Here is a 20,641-nt window from a genome sequence, read left to right on the forward strand (position 1 = left end):
AGATCGTCCTCACTGAGGTGACGGACGATCTCTTTTTCCTGTCCCGCCATTACCCTACCAACTCAAAGCATACCTAAATCTTCTGTGAACCACTAATTGCCGTCGTCGGCCCACAGTCGGGGGCGAACCGGAGAACCGCTCTCGTCGCGGTGACACACCGTGACGAGACTCGCTTCTCCAATGTCCACGCCTATCGGCGTCCTGTCGAGTCCAGCGAGACAGGGCTCGCCAGACTCGTCTGGCGGCGTCCGCTCGTCGGCGGACGCCTCAGATTCGTCCTCCACGTCGCGGGTAGCGGTGAGGTGGAGATACCACGTTCCGTCCCGCTCGAGGAGCCGACTTTCACCCATCTCGGCGTCGTCTGCGTACACCGCTTCGAGCCACTCCCGCTGGTCGGGATTGGCCCGTGCCGGAATCCAGAGGTGGTAATCCTCGTGGTGGGGAATTTTGACGTACCACTCGATAGCGTTCTGTGGCTGATGGTCGAGTTGCAGTCCCTCGTTGGTGAACCGAACGGGGTGGTCGTCGTGAAGCTCGTTGGCGTCGTAGCTGTTCCCACAGAGTTGTGGGACGTACTTTTTGAGGGCGTTTTTTGCGTAGCCGCTCAGGTCGTACTCGACAACTACGTCGTTGGCCGCTGACTGTGTGTCACAGCCAGCGGCGAAGGCGGCTTGAAGTGCCTGCTCATAACCTTCCTGTGTCTCACGAAGCTTCTGTCGCTTGTGGGCGTTCGGGTCCACAAGCTTCAGTTCGAGCGTTTTCGTGAGTTTACCCATCGTCGCCGTACGATTCCTTTCAGTTGTGATTGATATATAGCTCGGCCATTCGAAGTGGAAGTGAAACCGTGGGAAATCCGGCACTGCAATAGAACGGTGGGTTGTCACACTATGGTGTCCGCTTAACCCCCGCCTGTTCGCTCCTCGGTTCCGACAGAGCGTCGGAACACTCGTCACTCACGGGAAGGCGGGGGTATACGCTCGTATCCCTATCACGACCTGGCGGAAATGCACCGAGGCCGTGGAAACATTGGCACAGCGACCGAGATCTACCGTGCGCTGGCGGAGACAATCCGCGAAAACATGAATCGGATTGACGACAGTAGCGGGCACTACGGTCGCGAATTGAGCCGTGCCATCGAGGGATACGCCGAGACGATCGTCGAACAAGACTGTGAACACGCAGCAAAGCAACCCCACATCGAATATCTCTTCAAGGAATTCATCGTGGCAGACTACGACTTTGCCAGCGAGGACTACGACGAGGCATTACGGACAATCTGTACGACGAGGGCGGATCTCGAATACTGGCTCGAGCTGTTGGATGCACACGTTTCAGGTGTCGACCTCGAGCCAGAGGCCCTCGAAACATCAGTCGGTTCTTCGACGGAGACGACTCAGGACGAGGTCCAAGAAAACATCTCATCAAGCGAATCGACAGCCGATTCGAACGCGCAGTCGGAAGACGAGACAGACGCAACTGTCGAAAACGAGCGGACCGACGATGTCCTCTATACTTCGGATTTCGCGACCGGACCGCTCTCTACGGACGACTTTACTGGCGGAACGCTTGATGTCGAGCATTTAGCGGTCGGACCACTAGAGATCGGATACTTCGTCGGCGATGCGTTTGACGAGCTTCGCGTGGACGCTCCAACAACCGTCGAACGGCACACTGCAGAGATCAAATCGCTGGAATCCAACGCTTCCGAGTCAGACCTTGCCTCGAAGTTCCAGAAACGCCGTGTCCTCTCGACGTACGTGTACGTGCTGGAGGAACTTGGCGAGGAAGATGTTCTGGATACGCTGTACGAAGAGATCTATCTCGAAGACAAGCGGTTCTGTAAGGCATACGCCGAGCGGCTGATCGAACAAGACGACGAAGAGCGTGCACTCGAGATCGTCGAACACGGAATTGACACATTCCGTTCAACGACTGACCTGCGCTGGCTCGCCGTCGATCTCTACCGAGATCGGGAGGCGGACAGATACAAGACGCTGTTGAAGCAACTATTTCTTGATCACTCCGAGTGAGACGCCTACGACGAGCTAAAGGAGACCTGTACCGATCGCGAATGGGCGTCGATATACGGGGAGTTCGAGCGTACACTCGACCAGCGTGACCGACAACGGCTGATCTCTATGTACGTCCACGAGATGGATCTTGAGAAGGCATTTTTCGAACTGAAGGAAGCCGAGAATCTATTGTGGATTCGTCGCTATCAGGATCCGGTCGCAACAGTCGATCCGATCGAGTATTTCGAGATGTACCGCGAACAGCTGATTCCGTTTGCAGCCGGTGATACTGGGCGTCGTCATTACCGGGAAATTGCAGATCACTTGGAGTCGATGCAGGAATTGGTTTCTGACACCCGGCTCGAAGAGTTCGTCGAGTTCCTGAAGGAGGAACATTCGAATCGGCCAGCATTCCTCGACGAACTCGAGAAGGCAGGGTTTTGACTCACTCGGTAACCTCCTTGAACTCCCCATCACGACCGGCAAACACTCGAACGTCTGGTCCGTCTGATATCGCGGTCAACTGATCTACAGTCGCCGGAACACCGTCGATATCCAGTTCCCAGGGGACCGTATTGAATACGATCGCAAGAGTCGTGTCCGTATGCGTGCCTGTATCGAGACGGTAGAGTCGGTCGCGAACAAGAACCTGCCCGAGAACGGTGTCGAACGCCGATGCCTCGAACGTTTTCGCCGTTTGAACGATCCAGTCACTCTCGTCCGTCTCGATGATGGCATCGACCGTCCGGGTAACTATCTCGCCGACTGAACTGTCCACTCCATGCGCAGGCGAGTCGGGAAGTTGCGATGTCCCGACAACAACATCTCGATGAACAGTGCCGTCAACGACATCTGCTGCAAGGAACTGCTCGATGACGGTTCGCTCACGTTCGTCTTCATCCATGTACTTTTCCTCAATCGCTTCCAGCCCGTGATTGGCGACCTGATCGAGAAATCCGAGCGTGGTATCCGTAGCGTCGACGTCCGGCCCATAGCCGATTGGATCACCACGATGGGTCGTCGCCCAGACGAGTCCGTCGTCGATGATGCCAACGTACCCATCGATGTTGACGTGTCGACCACTGGCTTTGAATGCCTGTGACGGCGATTCGTCGATATTCGAGCCGAGCGTCCGGTTGTAGTGGAAATCCCGGTCGTAGACGTCTTCCGGCGAATTCTCGCGTATGCCTCCCGGGAAGACCTGGATCGACCCATACCGATTGTTCACCCGCTCGATCTCGACTGTGATGCCGTACTTGTCGGAAATCGTGTACAGGAGGTCGATTATCTGCTCGTGATCGTCGTAGTTTGGTGCGTCAGCATAGTATCGAAGCTTCATGGCTCTTCAGTCCCCCGTTCGTCGGACGCCCTCGCGTCAGTCAGTCGGTTTTCGACGTCCTCGAGACAGTCGGCTACCATCGACGCTCCTTCGAGAGGACCCTCAACCTCCAGCGCTGCTCGGTACAGTTCCGCAGTACGCTCCAACTCTTCCATCGATAGCTCGTCGGGCTCATCGAGCCAGTAGCTATCCGCGAGTTTCTTGTACGCCCAGGGATCCTCGGGGTACTCCTCGATGAGCGCCTCGAACTCGGCCCTGCTGTCTGTGGTTCTACCTAGTTCCGCGAGCGAATCGGCGACGAAGTGGCGAAAGTCGAGCAGGAGCTCGTCGTCTGCGTCCGGAAACTGCTCGCAGACCTCTCGACAGAACTCGAGTCGATGCTCGTGATATGCTGGATCGTCCTGAGCGACGGTGGCAAGATCGCTGTCGAGCGTTCGAATGAACGCCTCGAGCGAGAGAAACGTCGGTAATGTTCGGTCTGCTTCTTCGATGGTCGTACTGTCGTCGGGTATGACGGCGAGGATGTACTCCCAGGCAGTTAGCCATTGATCACAGGCCTCAGCGCGGTTTCCCTTCTCCCGGAGGTCGCGACCCTCCTGTACGAAATCGTAGATCCGTTCTTTATTCGGAACCTCGGGTGCCCAACGGTCCCAGAGTTCCTGTGCCGCCATCCAAATAAAGTCCTGATCGTAGCCCGTAGCATCAACCTCGTATTCGGCTTCCCACTGCTCAGAAAGTGTTGTCGCCGACTCGAAGTCTTCTGCTCGGTTCCGAAACGAGGCCTCGTTTGTTGCAATGCCGTGATCCTCGAGCTTCGCGACGATCTCGTCCGTCGAGAGTGCTTCGACATCACTGAGCTCCCATGCATCAGCAGGATAGGTACCGTCTGATGTATTGACTGTTCGTTGTTCACGCTGGATGGATTGATTGGTGTCCGTGTCTGCGTCGTTATTGCTCTCATCTACGCCGTGTTCGTCGACGTATTGCTCAACACGCTTTCGGTCGATTCGGCTCAGTTCGTCACGTTCGTGGGACTCGTAGAGATGCTCTCGAAGCGCAGTCTCCTCCTCGAAAGTTTGCTCACAGTAGCGACAGTCGCTCATTAGCTGGGGCTACGCACGCGGGTGGAAAAAACAACAGGTGTCAACAGGAAATCGGTGACGAAGCGTCCAGAGAATGCGTGTTAACAGCACTTACACTTCCTCCAATCTTTCAGACCGAACTCGTCGAAGTAGGACAACACCGGAGTCAGCTACCAACGGCTGAAGCCGTTGGCTTGTCGGTGGACTCCCGTTCTGCCGACACGTAGGCGTCGGACGCCACGTCAGTAGCGTTCACGGTCATCGTCCCCGACTTCAGGGCGTACTGACAGAACGCCCCTCCAGCGGGGGACTTCTGCCCCCGCTGGAGTTTGAGTGCGAGTTTTCGGGCGACGTTTTTCGCTGCGTTGTAGTCGGCGTTCGCCGAGTACGAACAGTCGAGACACTGGAAGTGCTGGCCGTCACGATTCTCGTCGAGCGTACAGCCACACTTCGAGCATTGTTGGCTGGTGTAGGATGGTTCGACTGTTTCGACCACGATACCAGCCAGTTCTGCCTTGTGTTCGGTCTGTTCTTGCAGTTCGCGGAACGCCCACTGTTGGAACTTCTTGCCGTCGCTGATACGCTCTCGAATCTGCTCCAGGTCCTCGAAGGCGATGTGCGTACAGCCGTGGCGCTTGGCTTCCGCGAGGATCTCTTTGGAACACCGATGGAGGTAGTCTCTACTCCAGCGACCGAACCTGTCGCCAATGCGCTGGAAGGTTAGATGTACGCTCCGCGTTCCAGTCTGTTGGAGGCTGGCACGCCGTTTTTCGAACTCGCGGCGCTGGTGGTTAAGATAGTCAGCGTTGCCGACGAATGCACCTGTCGAGGTCACGGCAATGTGGTCATCAACGTTACAGTCCACGCCAAGCACGTTCGAATGCTCGGCTTTCTCAGGACGTTCAACGTCGAGTTCTCGTTCCATCACTGCGTGCAGGTAGAACTTGTCGGCTTCGCTGTCATAGTGGACGGTGCTGGTCGAAAACGAGTAGTCGTCGTTCAGCAGGTATTCGCCGTGTGGTGCGCCGTCTGGGTCGTCAGGTAGGTCGTATTCGCATTCGACTCTGCCGTTGACGGTGGCGAGGCTCACTTTGTCACGGTAGTAGGTGGCGGCTCGCTTATCGTAGACGATGCTGAACGTGTCGTACCCTGGCTTGCTGGTGGTCTCGCCGTCAGCAAGCCGATCAACGCAGTTGTCGATGTCGTCGGTGGCGCGTTTGATCGCCTTCTGGACGAGGTTCGCATGCAGGTAGTCTGCTTCTTCACGAAGGTCGTCGTAGATGGCGGCTTCGGCTTCGCTCTTGCTGGTTACGCAGTCCTCGTCAGGGTAACGCCACGCCCAGTCTGCGGTGCGGTTCGCGCAGTACTGGAATTTGTCGTTGGTGGCGTGGAGGTCACTCTTGCGGTCGTCAGGCACGTCGAGACGGACACGAACCGTTCGAGTCACCTCCCACGCCATGTGCGTCACAGTAATATCTACTCTTTATTAGTATTTTTCCGCAACGTTAGGGAGTCGGCAATGCTGTGTTCGGTGGATTGCTTCGCGGAGCGTACGCGCTTCCTCCCACGGCTAAAGCCGGTGGGCTTCCGCGCTGTTACCGCTGTGACCTCCCCCAGACACCAGATTGAGCCATCCACACGACAGCTACCAGCGACAGGAGTGTGAGTCAGTACGTTCCCGAGCCCTAGACACAATTGGGGGCCGTCCGAGCACCACTGTAATCGACGTGGACTGCTGGTGGTCTCGGAGAATCAGAAGCCGGGATGCCATTCCAATCAACGACATGGATATTCGCCATCTCTCCAGAGAACCGAAATCGCATCACACCGGTCTCTACCGCACCTTCAGCGGAGTGGTTTGTCACGACAGTTGCCTCCTCGAGCGGATCGGCACCGACCAGTTCGATCTCGCCGTCGACAGTGATTTCGTAGTTCGATGGGACGCCGCTACCGACGATGGTCACGAGATGTGGCAGCGTCTCGTCAGCCTCAGCAGACATACTTTGACGAGCTAATCCTGCCGTTATAAGCCTTCTTTTCGATGGAATCGTTGGAATTAGTGAAGGAACAACGATCGAAAATATGGTCTCTCAGATGTCTACGTACTCCCGTTCCCATTCTCGTCTGTTCTCGATAGTTCCCTCTCCCGACTCGGTGATAGCGTAGTAGTTGGTGCGACGGTCGAGTTGCCCTTTCTCGACCAGTTCTTTGTTGACTAGGGTGTCGAGATTTGGGTACAGTCGTCCGTGATTGATTTCGGCGCTGTAGTATGTCTCGATCTCCTCCTTGACGTCCTGTCCCGACGGCTGATCGGCACCTGCGATGACGTACAACAGGTCGCGCTGGAATCCAGTGAGGTCGTCCATCCTACACGAGTCTTCAACGATCCTGCATTTGACTTCTTTTCCGAATACAATTGGATGTATAGATCTTGTGAACGTCTTGTTTGGGTTAATATCTTGTCTGTACTAAGTGTCAGTACTCACAGGCAGTTGAGAGTGTCGTATCAGCCAGAGAGATTATTTAGAGAAGGAGCAACAATGAGGGTGTGACTCAAGCGGATTTAGGACCACGACGACAGGAACTTCTCGAAGCATGGGGCACATATGCCGCAACCACGCCTCAGAGCGAATTTCACGATTTCGGGCCGGAAAATCGAAACGAAAGAGTACGCGATCAACTGGAATCGTTCCTCGAGTCGCCATCCGAGACCCCTTCGAAGAACTGTGGTCACACGACGTCCTGCGAGATGCCGTGATGGGCGGATCAGCACTCGTTCTCAATACCTGGCCAGGCACCTTGGACGACTTGGCCGCTCGATTCGAACGAATGCAGACAGCCGAGGAATACGATCCCAGTTGGGAGGACGATATTGTAGCCACAAGCGCGATCTGGGAACTCTACGGGCACATGGATCCAGCCAACCGCCCAATCCTGAACAGTCAGGTAATGTCTGGGCTAGACTCACTCGGATTCAACAAACCAGCAGACTATCAGAACAGACGGGGATTCGAGCGGTTCGCAGACGCTTACGATTCGATCGTCGGTCACGCCACAGCAGCAACGGACCACGAAGTCCCGTGGTATTTCGAACTCGAGCAGTTTCTCGTAATGGCTGGAACTGAGAATCAATACGACATCCATTCAGCGCTCCCAGTCGACCCGGAGTATCCGAAGGTGGTCGGCTGGGAGGCTGAGGGCCATGCAGGCAAAATCGTATTCAGAGATCTTGCTCCCCTGTTGGAGAAGTACACTGAATCCAAGGCAGGAGGCGGATTCGAAAAAGGTGAGACCGGCTTGTGGGGAGACTACTGGGAGTCCTGGAAGTGGACCCATGCTGACCACATCCGAACCAACGTCCGAACGGAGTACGAGATCACAGATCTCAGTGGTGACGAGCTCGAGTCCTTCCTGAAGCAGTTCAAGAACGCCCCAGACGTCGAATTATCGAGTACTGTCCCAACGTACTTGCTCGGCGGACGGTCTGGGGGAATTCTCTGGAACGATTTCAAAAATCGATCTCTCGAACACCCGCACGATGCAGCAGAAGTCCTCTCAATGCTCTTTGACGAGAACAAGCCATTGACTGATCGGCTGGCCCGCTTCAACGATTTCTACGCACCATTAGAAACCTCACCAGGGCCGTTGCTCAGTCTAGCTACGATGTTTCTCATGCTCACATATCCAACAGAGTACGTGATGTACAAGTACGGCAAATTCAGCTCGTTCTTCGAGGAGTATAGCGATTACAACGTTTCGACCGGCTTCGAGCCAAAACAATACTGGGTGCTCAACGAGGCGAGTCAGCGAATCGTTCGGCGACTGAATGGGATGTTCGACGAGGATCCCCGTATCGATACTGAAGCATCGATGCTTGACGTCCACACGCTGATCTGGGTTACAGTCGGTGTTGAAAACCTTTGATAGGGATTAGCAAATTAGTACATAGTTTTCCGCCAGTCCTCTTCAGAGACTGCCAGATATGCTGTGATGAATATAAAGCACGAGTGCAGCAGCGAGCGAATGCGCCGTATTGCTTGACCGATGGTACAGAAGGAGAACAGAAACAATCATATTTCCAATATTAACAGTCGAGCTGAAAGGCCAGTTTACCTAACGTTCCAATCAGCGACTGCTGGTGGTGTCGTCTGATGTTCCAGCGTTCTGGAGTGGTGAACGTTGTTTGTGCCCTAATTTTAAGTGAGTTGAGTAACACTGTTACAGTAGATGTAACAATGTCACAGACTGTCCGCATTTCGGATGAACTGTATGACGCCATCGACGAGTATCGGGACAAAGACGAGTCATTCCAAGACATCATTGAAGAGATGGCCGATGAATTCGGTCTGGTGCCGGACACACTCCAGACGCCAGCTGAACTCGAACGAAAGCTCCGATCTACCTATAGTTACTCAACAGCCGAAGCTCAGATGGTTCTTGATGCCCTCCAGTACGTCTATATTGGTGAGGAGAAACCCGAATCAATCGGAGTTCCCCATGCGTTCGCGGATGCAAACTACGAAGACGAGATTGATGCCCTCATCCGACTCGACCTCGTTTCGGAGGAACACTACACTGGAAAATACGATTACGGCTATCGGACGACATCCAGAGGTGCCGAAGTTGCGTCCGAGCTGGTGCGGAACCATATGGACCAACACGAGGGCGAACTCCATCAGCTCCTCGACGGTTACGACGAGGTGTTCCTCGGAGTCATCATTCAGTTCGGGTTCGAGAAGACCGATTCCGGCCACTTCACTGACCGGGGGGCGACTCTCGCCGGAGCGGCAGTGCCTCCACTATGGGACATCGACGAACTGTTAACAGCGTATCGTAAGTTCATCTCGGAACTCAAAGACCTAAATCTGGCAGTCCAATACGGGACAGATATCCAGCGGACTGTCGTGGCGCCGGAGTTCAGGGACTATCTCCAGACCAGGGTCGATCCAGATACATCCGCGATGATGGCAACCGTTGAGGTCTATCAGACGTTGTTGGACTACACCCATGGTGACCTATCGACGCGAGAGGAACTCATAGATAGGCTGGACTTCGCCACGGAAGATCAATTGGCTGAGGAGGTTGATGCGTTTCACAAGGCCGGGCTCACCTCTAACTACCAACCCAATCAGGAAACCCCCTTCCTCATTCGGGACTCCGGCGGTGTCGAACAACGCATCGAAACGGAGCTGATGGACGCTCTGGGCGTGCCCACCGAACCTTAGGGGTCAGGTGTGGTCCGCATTAATCTCGATGCCGAAGGGATCGTCAAGGCGGTCTCCCAACAGTACAAGGACGGGACTTACCACCTTGATGAGCAGGGGATTGCGTTCCTGCTAGTAGAGCCTCCAGTTAATTCGTACCCAGTTGGGCATCCTATCGAAGATAGGCCTGCGCAGCGGTGTCAAAGCACGATTCAGGTGAGCCAGTGAACGAGCCGTCGAGCGTAATCGACGGCTCGTATCGCTCGTCACTATACTTGTAGAACGCAAATACCCACGAGTCCGGATCGCCGGTCCAGGTTAATCGGCACAATTTCGTCGGAGTCTGTCGGATGCGTTCTTTCTCCTCCTCGCTCGCATCAGGCATCACCCATGGATCGCTCTCGAACGCATCGATGTATGCGTATTCACTACGGAAGCGAACCTGCACACGCGCGCACCGCTCGCTCCACGCGGTGCGCGCGTGTTTCTCAATCCGGTCTTGGAGGGTTCGACGAACGGACTTGGGGATCGAAGCCATACGGTCTAGACGACTCCAGCGAGATTTACGCTATCGCTGGGTGATCTTCCAACAACAGAGTCAGTTGCTCACTCGTGTAGGACCACTTGATCGGTGTTGGAGCACGATTCCACCGATTTTCGAAACCATCGATGCGATCACGAAGTGAACTGACCGAGGCAAAGCTCTCGCCAGCGAGAGCTTTCCGACTCAGTACAGAGAAATACAGCTCGATCTGATTCAGCCACGATGCGCCGGTTGGAAGATGCAACCCTTCGACGTTGCGGTACTGCTGTTTCAGCCACCATGTGAACGTATTCGGATGATGGGCACTCCCGTTATCGGTGATCCAGAACACGCGATCTGCCGCTCGGCAGATCGGGTGTGCCATCACCGTCTCGACGAGGGTTTCAAAATTCGCCCGCGTATTGCGATCAACACACTGACCCACAATTTCTCCAGTTCCAACGAGTAGAGCTGCTTGATAAGTACAGGTTCCGTGGCGCTCGTACTGATGTTCGACGTGAGTCCGGGTGTGCGGTCCCGGCGGCGTCCGTCGCCGGGACCGCGCTTGAATGCCTGTCTTCTCGTCGGCACAAATGACGACGTCACGCTCGGTGAGGTCCTCACCGTCACACAGTCCGTTGTATAAATCCAACACAGGAGGGGCTTTCTGTTCGAAGTGTGGATCTCTCGGAGTCACCCAGGAGGTGTAGGTCCACGGTAGTTGGATAGCGTGACCAGGATTCACCGGTTAGTGATACCTCTCATCCTGATCTGAGTTCTTTCCCACCGAGGATGGACTGGAGCTGTTCAGGTGGATCAAGTCCTCGCCGTTTCCACGTCGCTAACATGGTTGTGATCGTCTCGTGAATCTGGACCCCTTCGGTTGAGCGGAGGGTCCGGAACATCTTCCGCAGCACAACTTGCTCGCGCAGAGCGCGCTCTGCGCGATTATTCGTCGAATCGACGTCTGGCTCTGTGACGAACGTCAGCCAGTGGCCTAACCCGTTCCTGATCTTCTCGATCAGCTTCTGAACCTCCTGTGACTCATACTCCTCCCTGATCAGCCCTTCCAGGTGTAACGACGCCTCCGCCCGCATCTGTTCGCGGGCGGAGGCGGATGGGTCTCTTTCGTCGAACGCCGTTAAATCGTCGTGGAGATCGTGCAACTCCGCAGAAAGCCACTCTGCTTCCTCATACCGCTCAGCAACGTACTCCGCCTCCCGCAACAGATGCGCCCAGCATCGCTGGAGTTTCGTGTGGTAGCTCCGGTACGCCGACCAGCCGTCACAGCTGAGCGTCGAGTCCTCGGCGAATTCCTCGCCGAGGACGTCCTCTAACACCTGGCTTCCACGACTCTCGTCAACCCAGAACAGCACTTCCTCGTCAGTTACGAACGTCCACACCCAGTGCTGTTCCCCATCAACTGGGAATCCTGTTTCATCGCAGTAAACGACGTCACTCTCCCGGATACGGGCTTTGACGTCTTCATACGCGGGTCGCAGCCGGTCTGCGACCCGCTTGGTCAGGTTGTAGATCGTCCGATGGGAGAGGGGAATATCGAGTTCCCACTCAAACAGCTCCGCCTGCTTGCGGTTCGGAAGGCGCTGATGGAACCTTCCAAGGGCGGTTTGGGCCATGATATTTGGCCCAAACCGCCCGGTTTCCGGGCAGTCAGGATGCTCGGCAACGACTTCGTTTCCACAGGAACAGCGGTGTTTGCCGAGTTCGTACTCGGTGACAGTCGTTGGAATGGGAAGGGGTATGTCGATAATCGTGCGTGAGACGTAGCTGTCCGGGTTAGAGAGTGTCTGCTCACAGTCTGGGCAATATCCCTGATCGACTCGAATGGTCTCCTCTGGTTCCGGAGGCGGTCGAGTTGTTCCCTCGTGACCTTTGTCACGTCCTGGAGAGGAGTCGCTGGCGGCGTCAGCGTCGCCGCCAGCGTCGTCCCCTTGGTCTTCGTTCTCTTCCTCGTCGCTGTCATCGTTGCCAGGTGATCCAGCCGCGCCACCCTGCTTACTGGGTGGTGTGTTTGGGTTTTCGTACCGTTTGAGGCGAGTCTTGAGTTGTTCGATCTGCTGTTGCTGTACAGCGATTTGACGACGGAGAAGACGGCTCTCAAGCTTTTGAATTACGAGTTGCTGGCGGAGATGTGTACTGTCCTCAGTGCGGATCGCGGAATCTATCGATTCCGGCGATCCGCCAATCCCCCGCGACACACTTGGTTCACCATTGAGAGACCATTCATGAGACTGCTACGAAATCAGTCTGACGGCGGGTCGCTATCCAATTACGGTCCACGGTCGGATCGCCGCCTGCGCGAGCCAGGCGGCGATCGTGGACTGTGATGGGCACGGATCAAGCTCCCGTGAGGCCTCCGCATGGATGTCACTGGAACTCAGCCGCGAAAGCGGAAGCTGTCGTGTGGAAGGAAGTTCGCAGGCAAGGGCGGTGATAACTGCTCGATCAGTGTCACCGTAAGTGGGAGGACAGCCGGGCCGGGGCTCATCGATGAGCCCGGCCCGGCATTCCTTGGCGAAGCGTCCGCGCCATTTACGGACGGTTTTCCGTGTACACTGGAGCTTTTGTGCGATTTCAGAGTTATTGAGACCAGCAGCAGCGAGGAGGACGATCCGTGCGCGGAACACTTCTCGTTGAGGGCTGGTCGCTTTACGTGTGACCGCTTCAAGATCGGCTCGATCTTGAGCGGTCAACGTGATTGTAACTGGGTTGGGGCCTGGAGACACGTTCTTCCTCGGTTAGGTCTGTTCACTCTACGTCAGCTGAGGAGATAACGACTTCAGGCTAACCGGGTACGAACTTCCAAGACGGTCCACTAGATGGCGTTTAGCATCGACTTTCTGGACGACGGCCGCGTCCTGGAGTGGGAGGCAACCGTCGACGGCGCCGTCGCGACCGAGCGCCAAGACTACACCCCACGCTTCTACGTCGCCGCTCGCGACCCTGATGCCGACCTCGACCTCACGACGCTCCAATCGGTGTACGACCAGCACCCGGATGTCGTCACGACCGAAATGGTTGCGCGACGGCCGGGCTTTCGACGGGACGAGGAACCAGTCCTCGCGGTCGACGTCGCCCACATCGACCGTGTCACCCCACTCGCCCGGCAGGCACGCCAGCTGTCAGCCTTTCCAGTCGGGGATCTCGCCTGTTTCAACGTGGACTTTTCGCGAGAGTTCCGGTACTGTCTGGAGACCGGTGCCGATCCGACGCCGGCGAGCGAGCTGTCGACGCTCCGGCTCAGCGTTCCGATGACCGAAACGAGCAACGACGTCTACGGAGAGTTGACCGTCGCCGGCGACACTGTCACCGGCTCGCCGACGGATCTCCTGACCGCCGTCCAGGGGGCGCTCGACGCACACGATCCGGACGTCTTGGTCTGCTCGACGAGCGAGATCGTCCCGACCCTGTACGAAATGGCGACGGACGCCGGCGTCGACGACTTCTCGCTGAGTCGGTGGCCAGACGTCGATTACCAGCAGCTCGCGAGCCGGTCGACGTACTCGAGCTACGGCCGCGTCGGTCACTCGCCGGCGCGGTACAACGTCCCCGGGCGGGCGATCATCGACGAGTCGAACACGTTCTTCTACGGGGAGACCAACCTCGAGGGCGTCCTCGACCTCGTGTCGCGTTCGAAAAAGCCCGTCCAGGAGCTCGCGTGGGCGTCGATCGGGAACGTCCTCACCGCGATCCAGATCTGTGAGGCCTACGACCGCGGGGTCCTCGTCCCGTGGAACTCCTGGCGCCACGAGTTCTACAAGCAGATGGGGACGCTCCACGACGCCGACCGTGGCGGATTCATCTTTGCCCCCGAGGTCGGCCTCCACGAGAACGTCCACGAACTCGACTTCTCCTCGTTGTATCCGAACATCATCTGTACCCAGAACGTCTCGCCGGACGTCATCCGGTGTGACTGCCACAGCGACCGCGAGGACGTCCCTGGCCTCGGATACTCGATCTGCGACGACCGGGGCTACCTCGTCGACGTGCTGCAGCCGATCATCGACGCTCGCGACGAGATCAAGGCGGCCATCCGTCGCGAGAAGGGTCGGGACACTCCCGACGAGGACCGTCTAGCGGAACTCGAGGGACGGTCGGGAGCGCTGAAATGGATCCTCGTCGCCTGCTTCGGATATCAGGGGTTCAGTAACGCGAAGTTCGGCCGCATCGAGTGTCATGAAGCAATCAACGCGTTCGCCCGTGAGATTCTGCTGACGGCGAAGCAGCGACTGGAAGCCGGCGGCTGGCGCGTCGTCCACGGCATCGTGGACTCCATCTGGGTGACCCCGGATCCCGACGTCGACGACGAGGACCGCGAGGACCTCGGGACGCTCGCGACGGAGATCACGGAACGTGTCGAGATTCGGCTCGAACACGAAGCCCACTACGACTGGGTGGCGTTCGTGCCGCAGCGCGGGAGCGACGCCGGCACGTTGACGAAGTACTTCGGGAAGGTCGCCGGCGACGACGACTTCAAGATCAGGGGTATCGAAGCCCGGCAACGCTCAACCCCACCGTTCATCGAGGACGTCCAGCGGGACTCTCTCGAACGGCTCGATGCAACTCGATCTCCGGACGCCGTCCTCGACTGTCTTCAGGACGCAATCAAGCGCCTCCACGCTGGGACGGTGCCGGTCGAGCAGCTCGTCAAACGGAATCGTGTCTCCAAGCCACTGGAAGGATATACACAAAACACGCAGAACGTGGCGGCGCTGAAGCGGGCTCGCGACCAGGACCTCGCCATCCACCCGGGACAGGACATCGAGTACGTGGTCGTCGACGACGAGAAGAGTTCTCGAGAGCGGGTCGCGTTGGCTCACGAAGAGATGGAGTCGTACGATGCGTCGTACTACGAGACGCAACTCGTCAGAGCTGTCGAGAGTGTTCTGTCACCGCTTGGGTGGGATCGCACGGAGATACAACAAGAACTCGCAGGGGCACGTGAGCCAGAGCTAACCGATTTTCAGTGACCGGGCAACGAATGGTTCAATAGAGAATTACGGTCGCACTCCCTCCCCCCGTCATCGATGTGTAAAACCATGAGAGGAGGGAGGGGGTGACGAGAACAGAATGGCGAAAACCGGCGATGAGACCATTAACACGAAGGAGAGTGTCTCAGCGACGCAATCTATATTCTCGTAAGCAATGCATATTGTCTGACAAAGTTTTATATGCAGTGCGTTACAACCTCAGCCGTACTCCATTTAGATGTGAAGGTTAGGAGAAATGACGCTTCGACTAACCGAACAGGGATGCCCCATATTACGCTTCTCGACCTCCTACACGATCTCTCTTGTTTTCAACCGTCTCGTGGCGTCAAGCCCGACTTTCGTGATTTATTCTACGTGAGTTCCCCCTTCCACCCCTGCTGTTTACACATCGATGACGGGGGGTGGGGGGTCACGAGACTCCGTGACTTGATCTCTTTTCTAGTGGCTCAGCTTTGCACGTTGAAGTAGGAGCGTAACGTAGGGGGTGGCAAGGACGAATGATGCCGATTACGGACTTCTTGTCGTGTACGCGTGTGTTCGACGAGTTCGAGTCGCTGTCTTCTGCCCAACGTCATCACGCCAAAACCTACGCCACAGGTCTTGTTGCGGCCAGCAACAAGACCGTGGCGGGCATCGCACGCGAAGTCCTTCCAGCCAACAGCAAACGCGCCCTCAACAAGTTCCTCACCGAGTACGACTGGGACGAACAGCAATTCAACCACGAACGTCTTGAAGAGCTTCAGAAACACGGTGAAACACGCTGGTCAAAGGATGGCTACATCGTCCTTGACGACACGATCACCGAGAAAGCCGGGGACGAAGTCCCCGGCGTCGGCCACTTCTACGATCACGCCGAAGGTGACACCGTCTGGGGGCAAGATCTCATCTACGCCTTCTACGCTGACGAGAAAACCGCCTACCCGCTCACCTTCCGCCTCTACGAAAAACAGGACGAAGACGACCAAGACCACGATACCAAGTACGATCTCGCCCGCGAGATCGTCACCGAACTCGAAGAAGAGGTAGGTGTGCCTGCGGCCACCTACCTCTTCGACTCATGGTTCGCCCACGATTCTGGCCTTTCTGAACACATCGAATCCTACGGCAAGGACTGGATCGGCCCGCTTCGGAGCAACCGACAGGTGACCTACGGCGGAGAAGAGATCCGCGTCGATGCGCTCTTCCAGCGCATCGACACGGTTGAGCGCAATATCGAGGACGAGACCTACCACATCTGGACGAAGAAGCTTCCCGTCTCCCAGCTGGGAGACGTGAAGCTGGTCATCGCGGAGAAAGAGACCGACGAAGACGAAAAGAATCCGGTCAAGTACCTCGCTACGAACAAGATCGACGCACCGACCGAGCACGTGATTCGCTCCTACGGGATGCGCTGGCGCATCGAGACGTTCTTCGAGGACTCGAAGCAGGATCTCGGCCTAGGAGACTGCGAGATGCAGACCGACGAAGGTGCCAGTCGGCACTGGCACCTTCTGATGGCTGCCTACAGTCTCGTTCGTCTTGATCCTGATTCGAGCGCCTTGGGGACGGTTCGCTCGAAGACGTCATCGCTTCGAGCGAACCTTGAACATTCTCTGAAAGAAGCCGTCTACAACCTTCTCTCGTGGGTTCGAGACAACGATGATCGCGGCGTCGATGACTTGATGACCGAGATCGACCACCTCTTCGTTCACTCAACCGCTGACGCTAACGTGCAAAGCTGAGTAGTGGGTTAGAAAGATCTGATGCGGAAGTGGCTGCTCCGCGTTCGCTGACTCACCACCACCAGTTCAGGACTCTCTCGACTTCTCCCCCGCTACAATCTCGACTTTACACATCGAAAACGGGGGGTGTGTTCTCCACCGGGTGCTCGCCAGGATTCTTACTCCTCGTGAAATTCTTTCAGCTGAGCATTCACGACTGAACTGAGGAGTTCTTCCTGCTGGGCTATTCCTTCCAAGCGTGTATCATCGACGATCCGAGTCATCATCGCTTCAGGATCACCCGTGAATGTGAACTCCATATACATCCCGCCGCCTCGTCCGCGGCTTTTCCGGGATGTTGAAATCAACCCGTATGTCGAGAGTTCTTTGACATATTTGACGTACGTTTCACGAGTCATCTGGTCCGCATCGAGTTCGTTCGTGACCCACTGATAAACTTTGAATCCAACCGGGCTTGGGACGGAACTACCCGTCCGACTCGAGTGATACGCAACGGCTGCGGTTGCGTATAGTGAAATCTTCTTTTGTGTCGTAAGCCCCTCAACGAGCTTCAGCGACCGGTCTTTGTCAATCTCCTCCTGAGATTCTCGGACGTGGTCCTCCGTGACCACTTCATCTCCCCGTTCGTCTGCGAGGTCACCGGCACCGCGGAACAGGTCGATCGCCTTCCGTGCGTCACCGTGACTTTGTGCAGCGAACGCCGCCACGAGCGGAATCACGTCGTCCTCGAGAGCATCTTGACGGAACGCATCGCGTCGATTTTCGAGAATTTCGCGCAGCTGGTTTGCGTCGTAGTCAGGGAAGTAGACGTCACGTGGATTGAATGAACTCTCGGCACGTCCGTCGATGTCTTCCATAAATTTTGGATCGTTCGTCAGCGCTGCGACGGACACGCGGCCTTCAATTTCGTTCGTGTTACTCGCCCGTGATAGCTGATAGAGAAGCTTTGAGTATGCGGGTTCGTCGTTTTCGCGCCGGCCAACCAAGAGATCGATCTCGTCGAGAATGAAGATGACTGAATCGTAGTGCTTGTTGATGAGTTCGTACAGACGTCGGTACTTGCGCTTCGTCGAGACGCCGGTCTCTGGAACTCCGACTTCCGTCCCAACGTCTTGGGCGACAGTTTGGACGAGTTCGTAGACGGCCTGATCGAGCGTATTGATTGGTTGGCAGTTGATATCGACAACGCCGAACCGCTTGCCTTTGGATTGACAGAGCTCGATGATCTGTTGCGTGACGGCCCCGATGATGAGTGACTTACCTGTCCCTGCGGGACCGTACAGCAGCATATTCGGCGGCCGATTTCCCTGGAGAGTCGGTTTCAAAAACGAGACGACGGACTCGAGCTGGTCGTCACGGCCGACGATTCGCTCCTCGTCGATAATCGTGTCAGGCTCGACGAGGTCCCGGTTGACGAAAACTGATGCCTCCCCCTCATCATCGAGCATATCACGAATCGACCGCTGAGGGCTCTCTTCAGTCGATTCGTGATTTTGACTTGAGTCTCCGGCAGCATCCTCACGGGCGGATTCTAACTGCTGTCCATCCGATGTAGTACTAGTTCCTTCATCAAGGGTGGATTGGTCCGCCCCTTCTTGATCACTACCGGCCATATGCCTGCTGTACACCGGAGCATTAAAAAGATTAACCCTCGTCGATGTTTATTCGCCCGTTGTATCCAATACTTCCCGTGAATTCAGCTGTTTCACGGCTCGTCAGTAAGAACCATCACCGAAGTACATCTGGTGGAAGACCCCCCGTCATCGATGTGTAACGCAAAATCGGCGGCCCTCATGTGAATTTGCGTATCTCTGATTGGAACTAGTCGTCCCACCCCCATCATCGAAGTGCAAGCCGCACGTCTGACACCCCCCGTCATCGAAGTGTAAACGCAGGGTCGACTGTCCCCCCGTCATCGAAGTGAAAATCGGTTCAGTCTCCGGTTCTCTTGATGTTCACCGTTCGAATTTCATAGAGATTGCGAGGCGAATACCGCGACCCTTGGGGTCGGGGCGGAAGCCGATACTCGATGACACAAACAACACGCGATAGAAAGGCTGACTCCTCAGCCCGAACAAATACGTTCAAATATATTTACACATACTGATGAAGTATGGAGGTCGTCCGCAACATCCAGCTAAAACTCGACGTCCCCGAGGACGACCACAGCGTTCTCGATAAGACGTTCGAGCAATTCCGCTATGCGGCCCAACACGTCGCTGACGCTGGCTGGAGCGACGACCCCACGGCGATCGAGGACACGAAGAACACACTCCACGACCAAACCTACACAGAGGTTCGGGAGCAGACCAGTCTGCAAGCCAGTCTCGTTCAAAGCGCCCGCAACATCGCCGCCGACGCCCTCGGCACCTGTAAAGACCGCATCCTCGACGACGGCAAAAAGGCAAGCAAGCCCGAGTTCCGAGGCAGTGTCGTCGTGTACAACGGGCGCACCATCACCTACCACGACGATCACGTGACCCTCGCCACTGTAGGCGACCGCGTGACCGCCGAGTTCGTCACACCCGAAGACGACGAGGGCACGCCGATTGCGGAGTATTGGACGGACGAATGGAAGAAGAAGGAAGCTACACTACACAAGCGTGACGGCAAGTACTACCTTCACATCGCAGTCGAGAAAGACGTCGAACCTGCTGATTCTAGCGACGATTCGACCGAGAACGGAGTGGTTCTTGGTGTCGATTTGAATGTAGACGGATACCTCGCCGTCACCAGCACGGGAGCCTTCCTCGGTAACGCAGACTACCTCAACCACCGCCGCGACGAGTACGAGCGTCGGCGCGGGAACCTGCAACAGACAGGAACTCGTTCCGCGCATCTCACCATCAAGAGCATTGGCTCACGGTTCGCTCGGTGGAGCGCGGACTACCTTCACCGCGTGTCGAAGGCTATCGTCCGTGAAGCCGTGGAGAACGATTGTACGGCGATTGCGTTCGAGAATTTGAAACACATACGGACGCGTATCTCGAACGCCTCGAAGTTCCAGCAGTGGGCGTTCCGCGAACTCCACCGCCACGTCGAATACAAAGCCGAAGAACACGGAATCGACGTGGACGATGTTGCTCCAGCGTACACGTCACAGCGATGTAGTCACGGCGAGTGTGGCTTCACCCACGAGGATAACCGCGATGGTGACGAGTTCGAGTGCTTGAACTGTGGAAAGGAACTCCACGCGGATTATAACGCCGCTCGGAACATCGGGTGGCGTCTTGTCCAGCACTGGCTCAAGTCTGGTGCTGGACGGGGCACCAGTCAACTGGCCCTCAAGTCAGGGACGTTGAAAGCGAACGGCGACTACACGCCTTCCGCCCTGCGCGGATAGAGCGGGAGTCCACTGACAAGCCTCGGGGCTTGACCCCGAGGCGGTTGACCTCTTACACGGAGTCCGGTACGTCCGTGTCATCCCACGGATTGTAGGCCATCTTCAATATGTAAAACCAACCTAATAACTCTCTATCGTCGGAATACGGCACATTTACACTTTGTACACGGGGTGTGTGGTGAGAACCTATCAGCGGATACACTCGTGATCAGGGGTGTGGTCCATCACAGATAGAAAAACAGGCTCCAACTACGGAGTCTTGAACTACTGTTTGTTCGTTAAATCGCCTCTATCGACTATTTATCGCTTAATTGGATCTGAACCTCGTTCTTCCTCCTCACTGCTTTCAGTCTGGACGAGGGGTGTGTAGTCAGCACTTTTCCAAGTGCACCAAAATCAAATAGC

Annotated in this window: 16 protein-coding genes and 2 pseudogenes; 7 read left to right on the forward strand and 11 right to left on the reverse strand. The window is 56.2% G+C overall.

The window, feature by feature from the left end; genetic code table 11:
- Positions 1–98: 98 nt before the first annotated feature.
- Positions 99–776 (reverse strand): annotated as a pseudogene (locus D8Y22_RS02585) (RNA-guided endonuclease TnpB family protein); the annotation flags it as partial.
- A gap of 303 nt (positions 777–1,079) precedes the next feature.
- Between D8Y22_RS02585 and D8Y22_RS02590 the strand changes: the two are divergent.
- Entirely contained in the window at positions 1,080–2,030 is a 951-nt protein-coding gene (locus D8Y22_RS02590) for a hypothetical protein (protein ID WP_141463172.1), read from the forward strand.
- A gap of 108 nt (positions 2,031–2,138) precedes the next feature.
- Complete coding sequence (locus D8Y22_RS02595; RefSeq protein WP_246084338.1) at positions 2,139–2,456, forward strand: hypothetical protein; 318 nt, start codon at positions 2,139–2,141, stop codon at positions 2,454–2,456.
- Between the two features lies 1 nt (position 2,457).
- On the opposite strand, the gene D8Y22_RS02600 is transcribed toward D8Y22_RS02595, so the two are convergent.
- The 5 genes from D8Y22_RS02600 to D8Y22_RS02620 all read right to left on the reverse strand — a co-directional run bounded on the left by D8Y22_RS02600 (position 2,458) and on the right by D8Y22_RS02620 (position 6,799).
- Positions 2,458–3,351: a hypothetical protein gene (locus D8Y22_RS02600; protein ID WP_141463173.1), complete on the reverse strand. Its 894-nt coding sequence runs from the start codon at positions 3,349–3,351 to the stop codon at positions 2,458–2,460.
- The gene (locus D8Y22_RS02605) at positions 3,348–4,454 is read right to left on the reverse strand and encodes a tetratricopeptide repeat protein (RefSeq protein WP_141463174.1); all 1,107 of its coding nucleotides are present in this window, start codon (positions 4,452–4,454) and stop codon (positions 3,348–3,350) included. The genes D8Y22_RS02600 and D8Y22_RS02605 overlap by 4 nt, the downstream gene beginning before the upstream one ends.
- A 145-nt stretch (positions 4,455–4,599) precedes the next feature.
- Positions 4,600–5,892, reverse strand: a complete 1,293-nt coding sequence (locus D8Y22_RS02610; protein ID WP_141463175.1) for an RNA-guided endonuclease InsQ/TnpB family protein — start codon at positions 5,890–5,892, stop codon at positions 4,600–4,602.
- Positions 5,893–6,118: 226 nt separating this feature from the next.
- A complete protein-coding gene (locus tag D8Y22_RS02615) occupies positions 6,119–6,433 on the reverse strand; it encodes a hypothetical protein (RefSeq protein WP_141463176.1) in 315 nt (104 codons plus the stop codon).
- 90 nt (positions 6,434–6,523) lie between these two features.
- Complete coding sequence (locus D8Y22_RS02620; protein WP_141463177.1) at positions 6,524–6,799, reverse strand: PadR family transcriptional regulator; 276 nt, start codon at positions 6,797–6,799, stop codon at positions 6,524–6,526.
- 391 nt (positions 6,800–7,190) lie between these two features.
- Between D8Y22_RS02620 and D8Y22_RS02625 the strand changes: the two genes are divergently transcribed.
- Entirely contained in the window at positions 7,191–8,357 is a 1,167-nt protein-coding gene (locus D8Y22_RS02625; protein WP_141463178.1) for a hypothetical protein, read from the forward strand.
- Between the two features lie 311 nt (positions 8,358–8,668).
- Positions 8,669–9,658 (forward strand): hypothetical protein, encoded by a 990-nt coding sequence (locus tag D8Y22_RS02630; protein WP_141463179.1) that lies wholly within the window; start codon positions 8,669–8,671, stop codon positions 9,656–9,658.
- A 151-nt stretch (positions 9,659–9,809) separates the two neighbouring features.
- On the opposite strand, the gene D8Y22_RS02635 is transcribed toward D8Y22_RS02630, so the two are convergent.
- The 4 genes and pseudogenes from D8Y22_RS02635 to D8Y22_RS02650 form a co-directional block, all read right to left on the reverse strand.
- Positions 9,810–10,175: a hypothetical protein gene (locus tag D8Y22_RS02635; RefSeq protein WP_141463180.1), complete on the reverse strand. Its 366-nt coding sequence runs from the start codon at positions 10,173–10,175 to the stop codon at positions 9,810–9,812.
- Positions 10,176–10,200: 25 nt separating this feature from the next.
- The gene (locus D8Y22_RS02640; RefSeq protein WP_217350855.1) at positions 10,201–10,905 is read right to left on the reverse strand and encodes an IS630 family transposase; all 705 of its coding nucleotides are present in this window, start codon (positions 10,903–10,905) and stop codon (positions 10,201–10,203) included.
- 16 nt (positions 10,906–10,921) lie between these two features.
- Positions 10,922–12,379, reverse strand: coding sequence for an IS66 family transposase (gene tnpC, locus D8Y22_RS02645; protein WP_141463181.1), 1,458 nt, complete (start codon positions 12,377–12,379; stop codon positions 10,922–10,924).
- 63 nt (positions 12,380–12,442) lie between these two features.
- Positions 12,443–12,811 (reverse strand): annotated as a pseudogene (locus D8Y22_RS02650) (helix-turn-helix domain-containing protein); the annotation flags it as partial.
- Between the two features lie 189 nt (positions 12,812–13,000).
- Here D8Y22_RS02650 and D8Y22_RS02655 point away from each other — a divergent pair.
- Positions 13,001–15,151, forward strand: coding sequence for a type B DNA-directed DNA polymerase (locus tag D8Y22_RS02655; protein ID WP_141463183.1), 2,151 nt, complete (start codon positions 13,001–13,003; stop codon positions 15,149–15,151).
- A gap of 518 nt (positions 15,152–15,669) precedes the next feature.
- Complete coding sequence (locus D8Y22_RS02660) at positions 15,670–16,893, forward strand: IS701 family transposase (RefSeq protein ID WP_141463184.1); 1,224 nt, start codon at positions 15,670–15,672, stop codon at positions 16,891–16,893.
- Between the two features lie 158 nt (positions 16,894–17,051).
- Here the strand turns inward: D8Y22_RS02660 and D8Y22_RS02665 are convergent, their stop codons facing one another.
- A complete protein-coding gene (locus tag D8Y22_RS02665; RefSeq protein ID WP_141463185.1) occupies positions 17,052–18,506 on the reverse strand; it encodes an orc1/cdc6 family replication initiation protein in 1,455 nt (484 codons plus the stop codon).
- Positions 18,507–19,006: 500 nt separating this feature from the next.
- On the opposite strand from D8Y22_RS02665, the gene D8Y22_RS02670 reads away from it, so the two are divergent.
- Entirely contained in the window at positions 19,007–20,236 is a 1,230-nt protein-coding gene (locus tag D8Y22_RS02670; protein ID WP_141463186.1) for an RNA-guided endonuclease InsQ/TnpB family protein, read from the forward strand.
- The last annotated feature ends 405 nt before the right edge of the window (positions 20,237–20,641 follow it).

The sequence above is a fragment of the Salinadaptatus halalkaliphilus genome (assembly GCF_006543045.1).
Classification (GTDB): Archaea; Halobacteriota; Halobacteria; order Halobacteriales; family Natrialbaceae; genus Salinadaptatus; species Salinadaptatus halalkaliphilus.

Excerpts from the sequence above, each read along its gene's own strand:
- D8Y22_RS02660 (WP_141463184.1), top strand. The coding sequence starts at position 15,670 with ATGATGCCGATTACGGACTTCTTGTCGTGTACGCGTGTGTTCGACGAG.
- D8Y22_RS02600 (WP_141463173.1), bottom strand. The coding sequence starts at position 3,351 with ATGAAGCTTCGATACTATGCTGACGCACCAAACTACGACGATCACGAG.
- D8Y22_RS02590 (WP_141463172.1), top strand. The coding sequence starts at position 1,080 with ATGAATCGGATTGACGACAGTAGCGGGCACTACGGTCGCGAATTGAGC.
- D8Y22_RS02615 (WP_141463176.1), bottom strand. The coding sequence starts at position 6,433 with ATGTCTGCTGAGGCTGACGAGACGCTGCCACATCTCGTGACCATCGTC.
- D8Y22_RS02665 (WP_141463185.1), bottom strand. The coding sequence starts at position 18,506 with ATGGCCGGTAGTGATCAAGAAGGGGCGGACCAATCCACCCTTGATGAA.
- D8Y22_RS02610 (WP_141463175.1), bottom strand. The coding sequence starts at position 5,892 with ATGGCGTGGGAGGTGACTCGAACGGTTCGTGTCCGTCTCGACGTGCCT.
- D8Y22_RS02635 (WP_141463180.1), bottom strand. The coding sequence starts at position 10,175 with ATGGCTTCGATCCCCAAGTCCGTTCGTCGAACCCTCCAAGACCGGATT.
- D8Y22_RS02620 (WP_141463177.1), bottom strand. The coding sequence starts at position 6,799 with ATGGACGACCTCACTGGATTCCAGCGCGACCTGTTGTACGTCATCGCA.
- D8Y22_RS02655 (WP_141463183.1), top strand. The coding sequence starts at position 13,001 with ATGGCGTTTAGCATCGACTTTCTGGACGACGGCCGCGTCCTGGAGTGG.
- D8Y22_RS02605 (WP_141463174.1), bottom strand. The coding sequence starts at position 4,454 with ATGAGCGACTGTCGCTACTGTGAGCAAACTTTCGAGGAGGAGACTGCG.
- D8Y22_RS02595 (WP_246084338.1), top strand. The coding sequence starts at position 2,139 with ATGTACGTCCACGAGATGGATCTTGAGAAGGCATTTTTCGAACTGAAG.
- D8Y22_RS02670 (WP_141463186.1), top strand. The coding sequence starts at position 19,007 with ATGGAGGTCGTCCGCAACATCCAGCTAAAACTCGACGTCCCCGAGGAC.
- D8Y22_RS02630 (WP_141463179.1), top strand. The coding sequence starts at position 8,669 with ATGTCACAGACTGTCCGCATTTCGGATGAACTGTATGACGCCATCGAC.
- D8Y22_RS02625 (WP_141463178.1), top strand. The coding sequence starts at position 7,191 with ATGGGCGGATCAGCACTCGTTCTCAATACCTGGCCAGGCACCTTGGAC.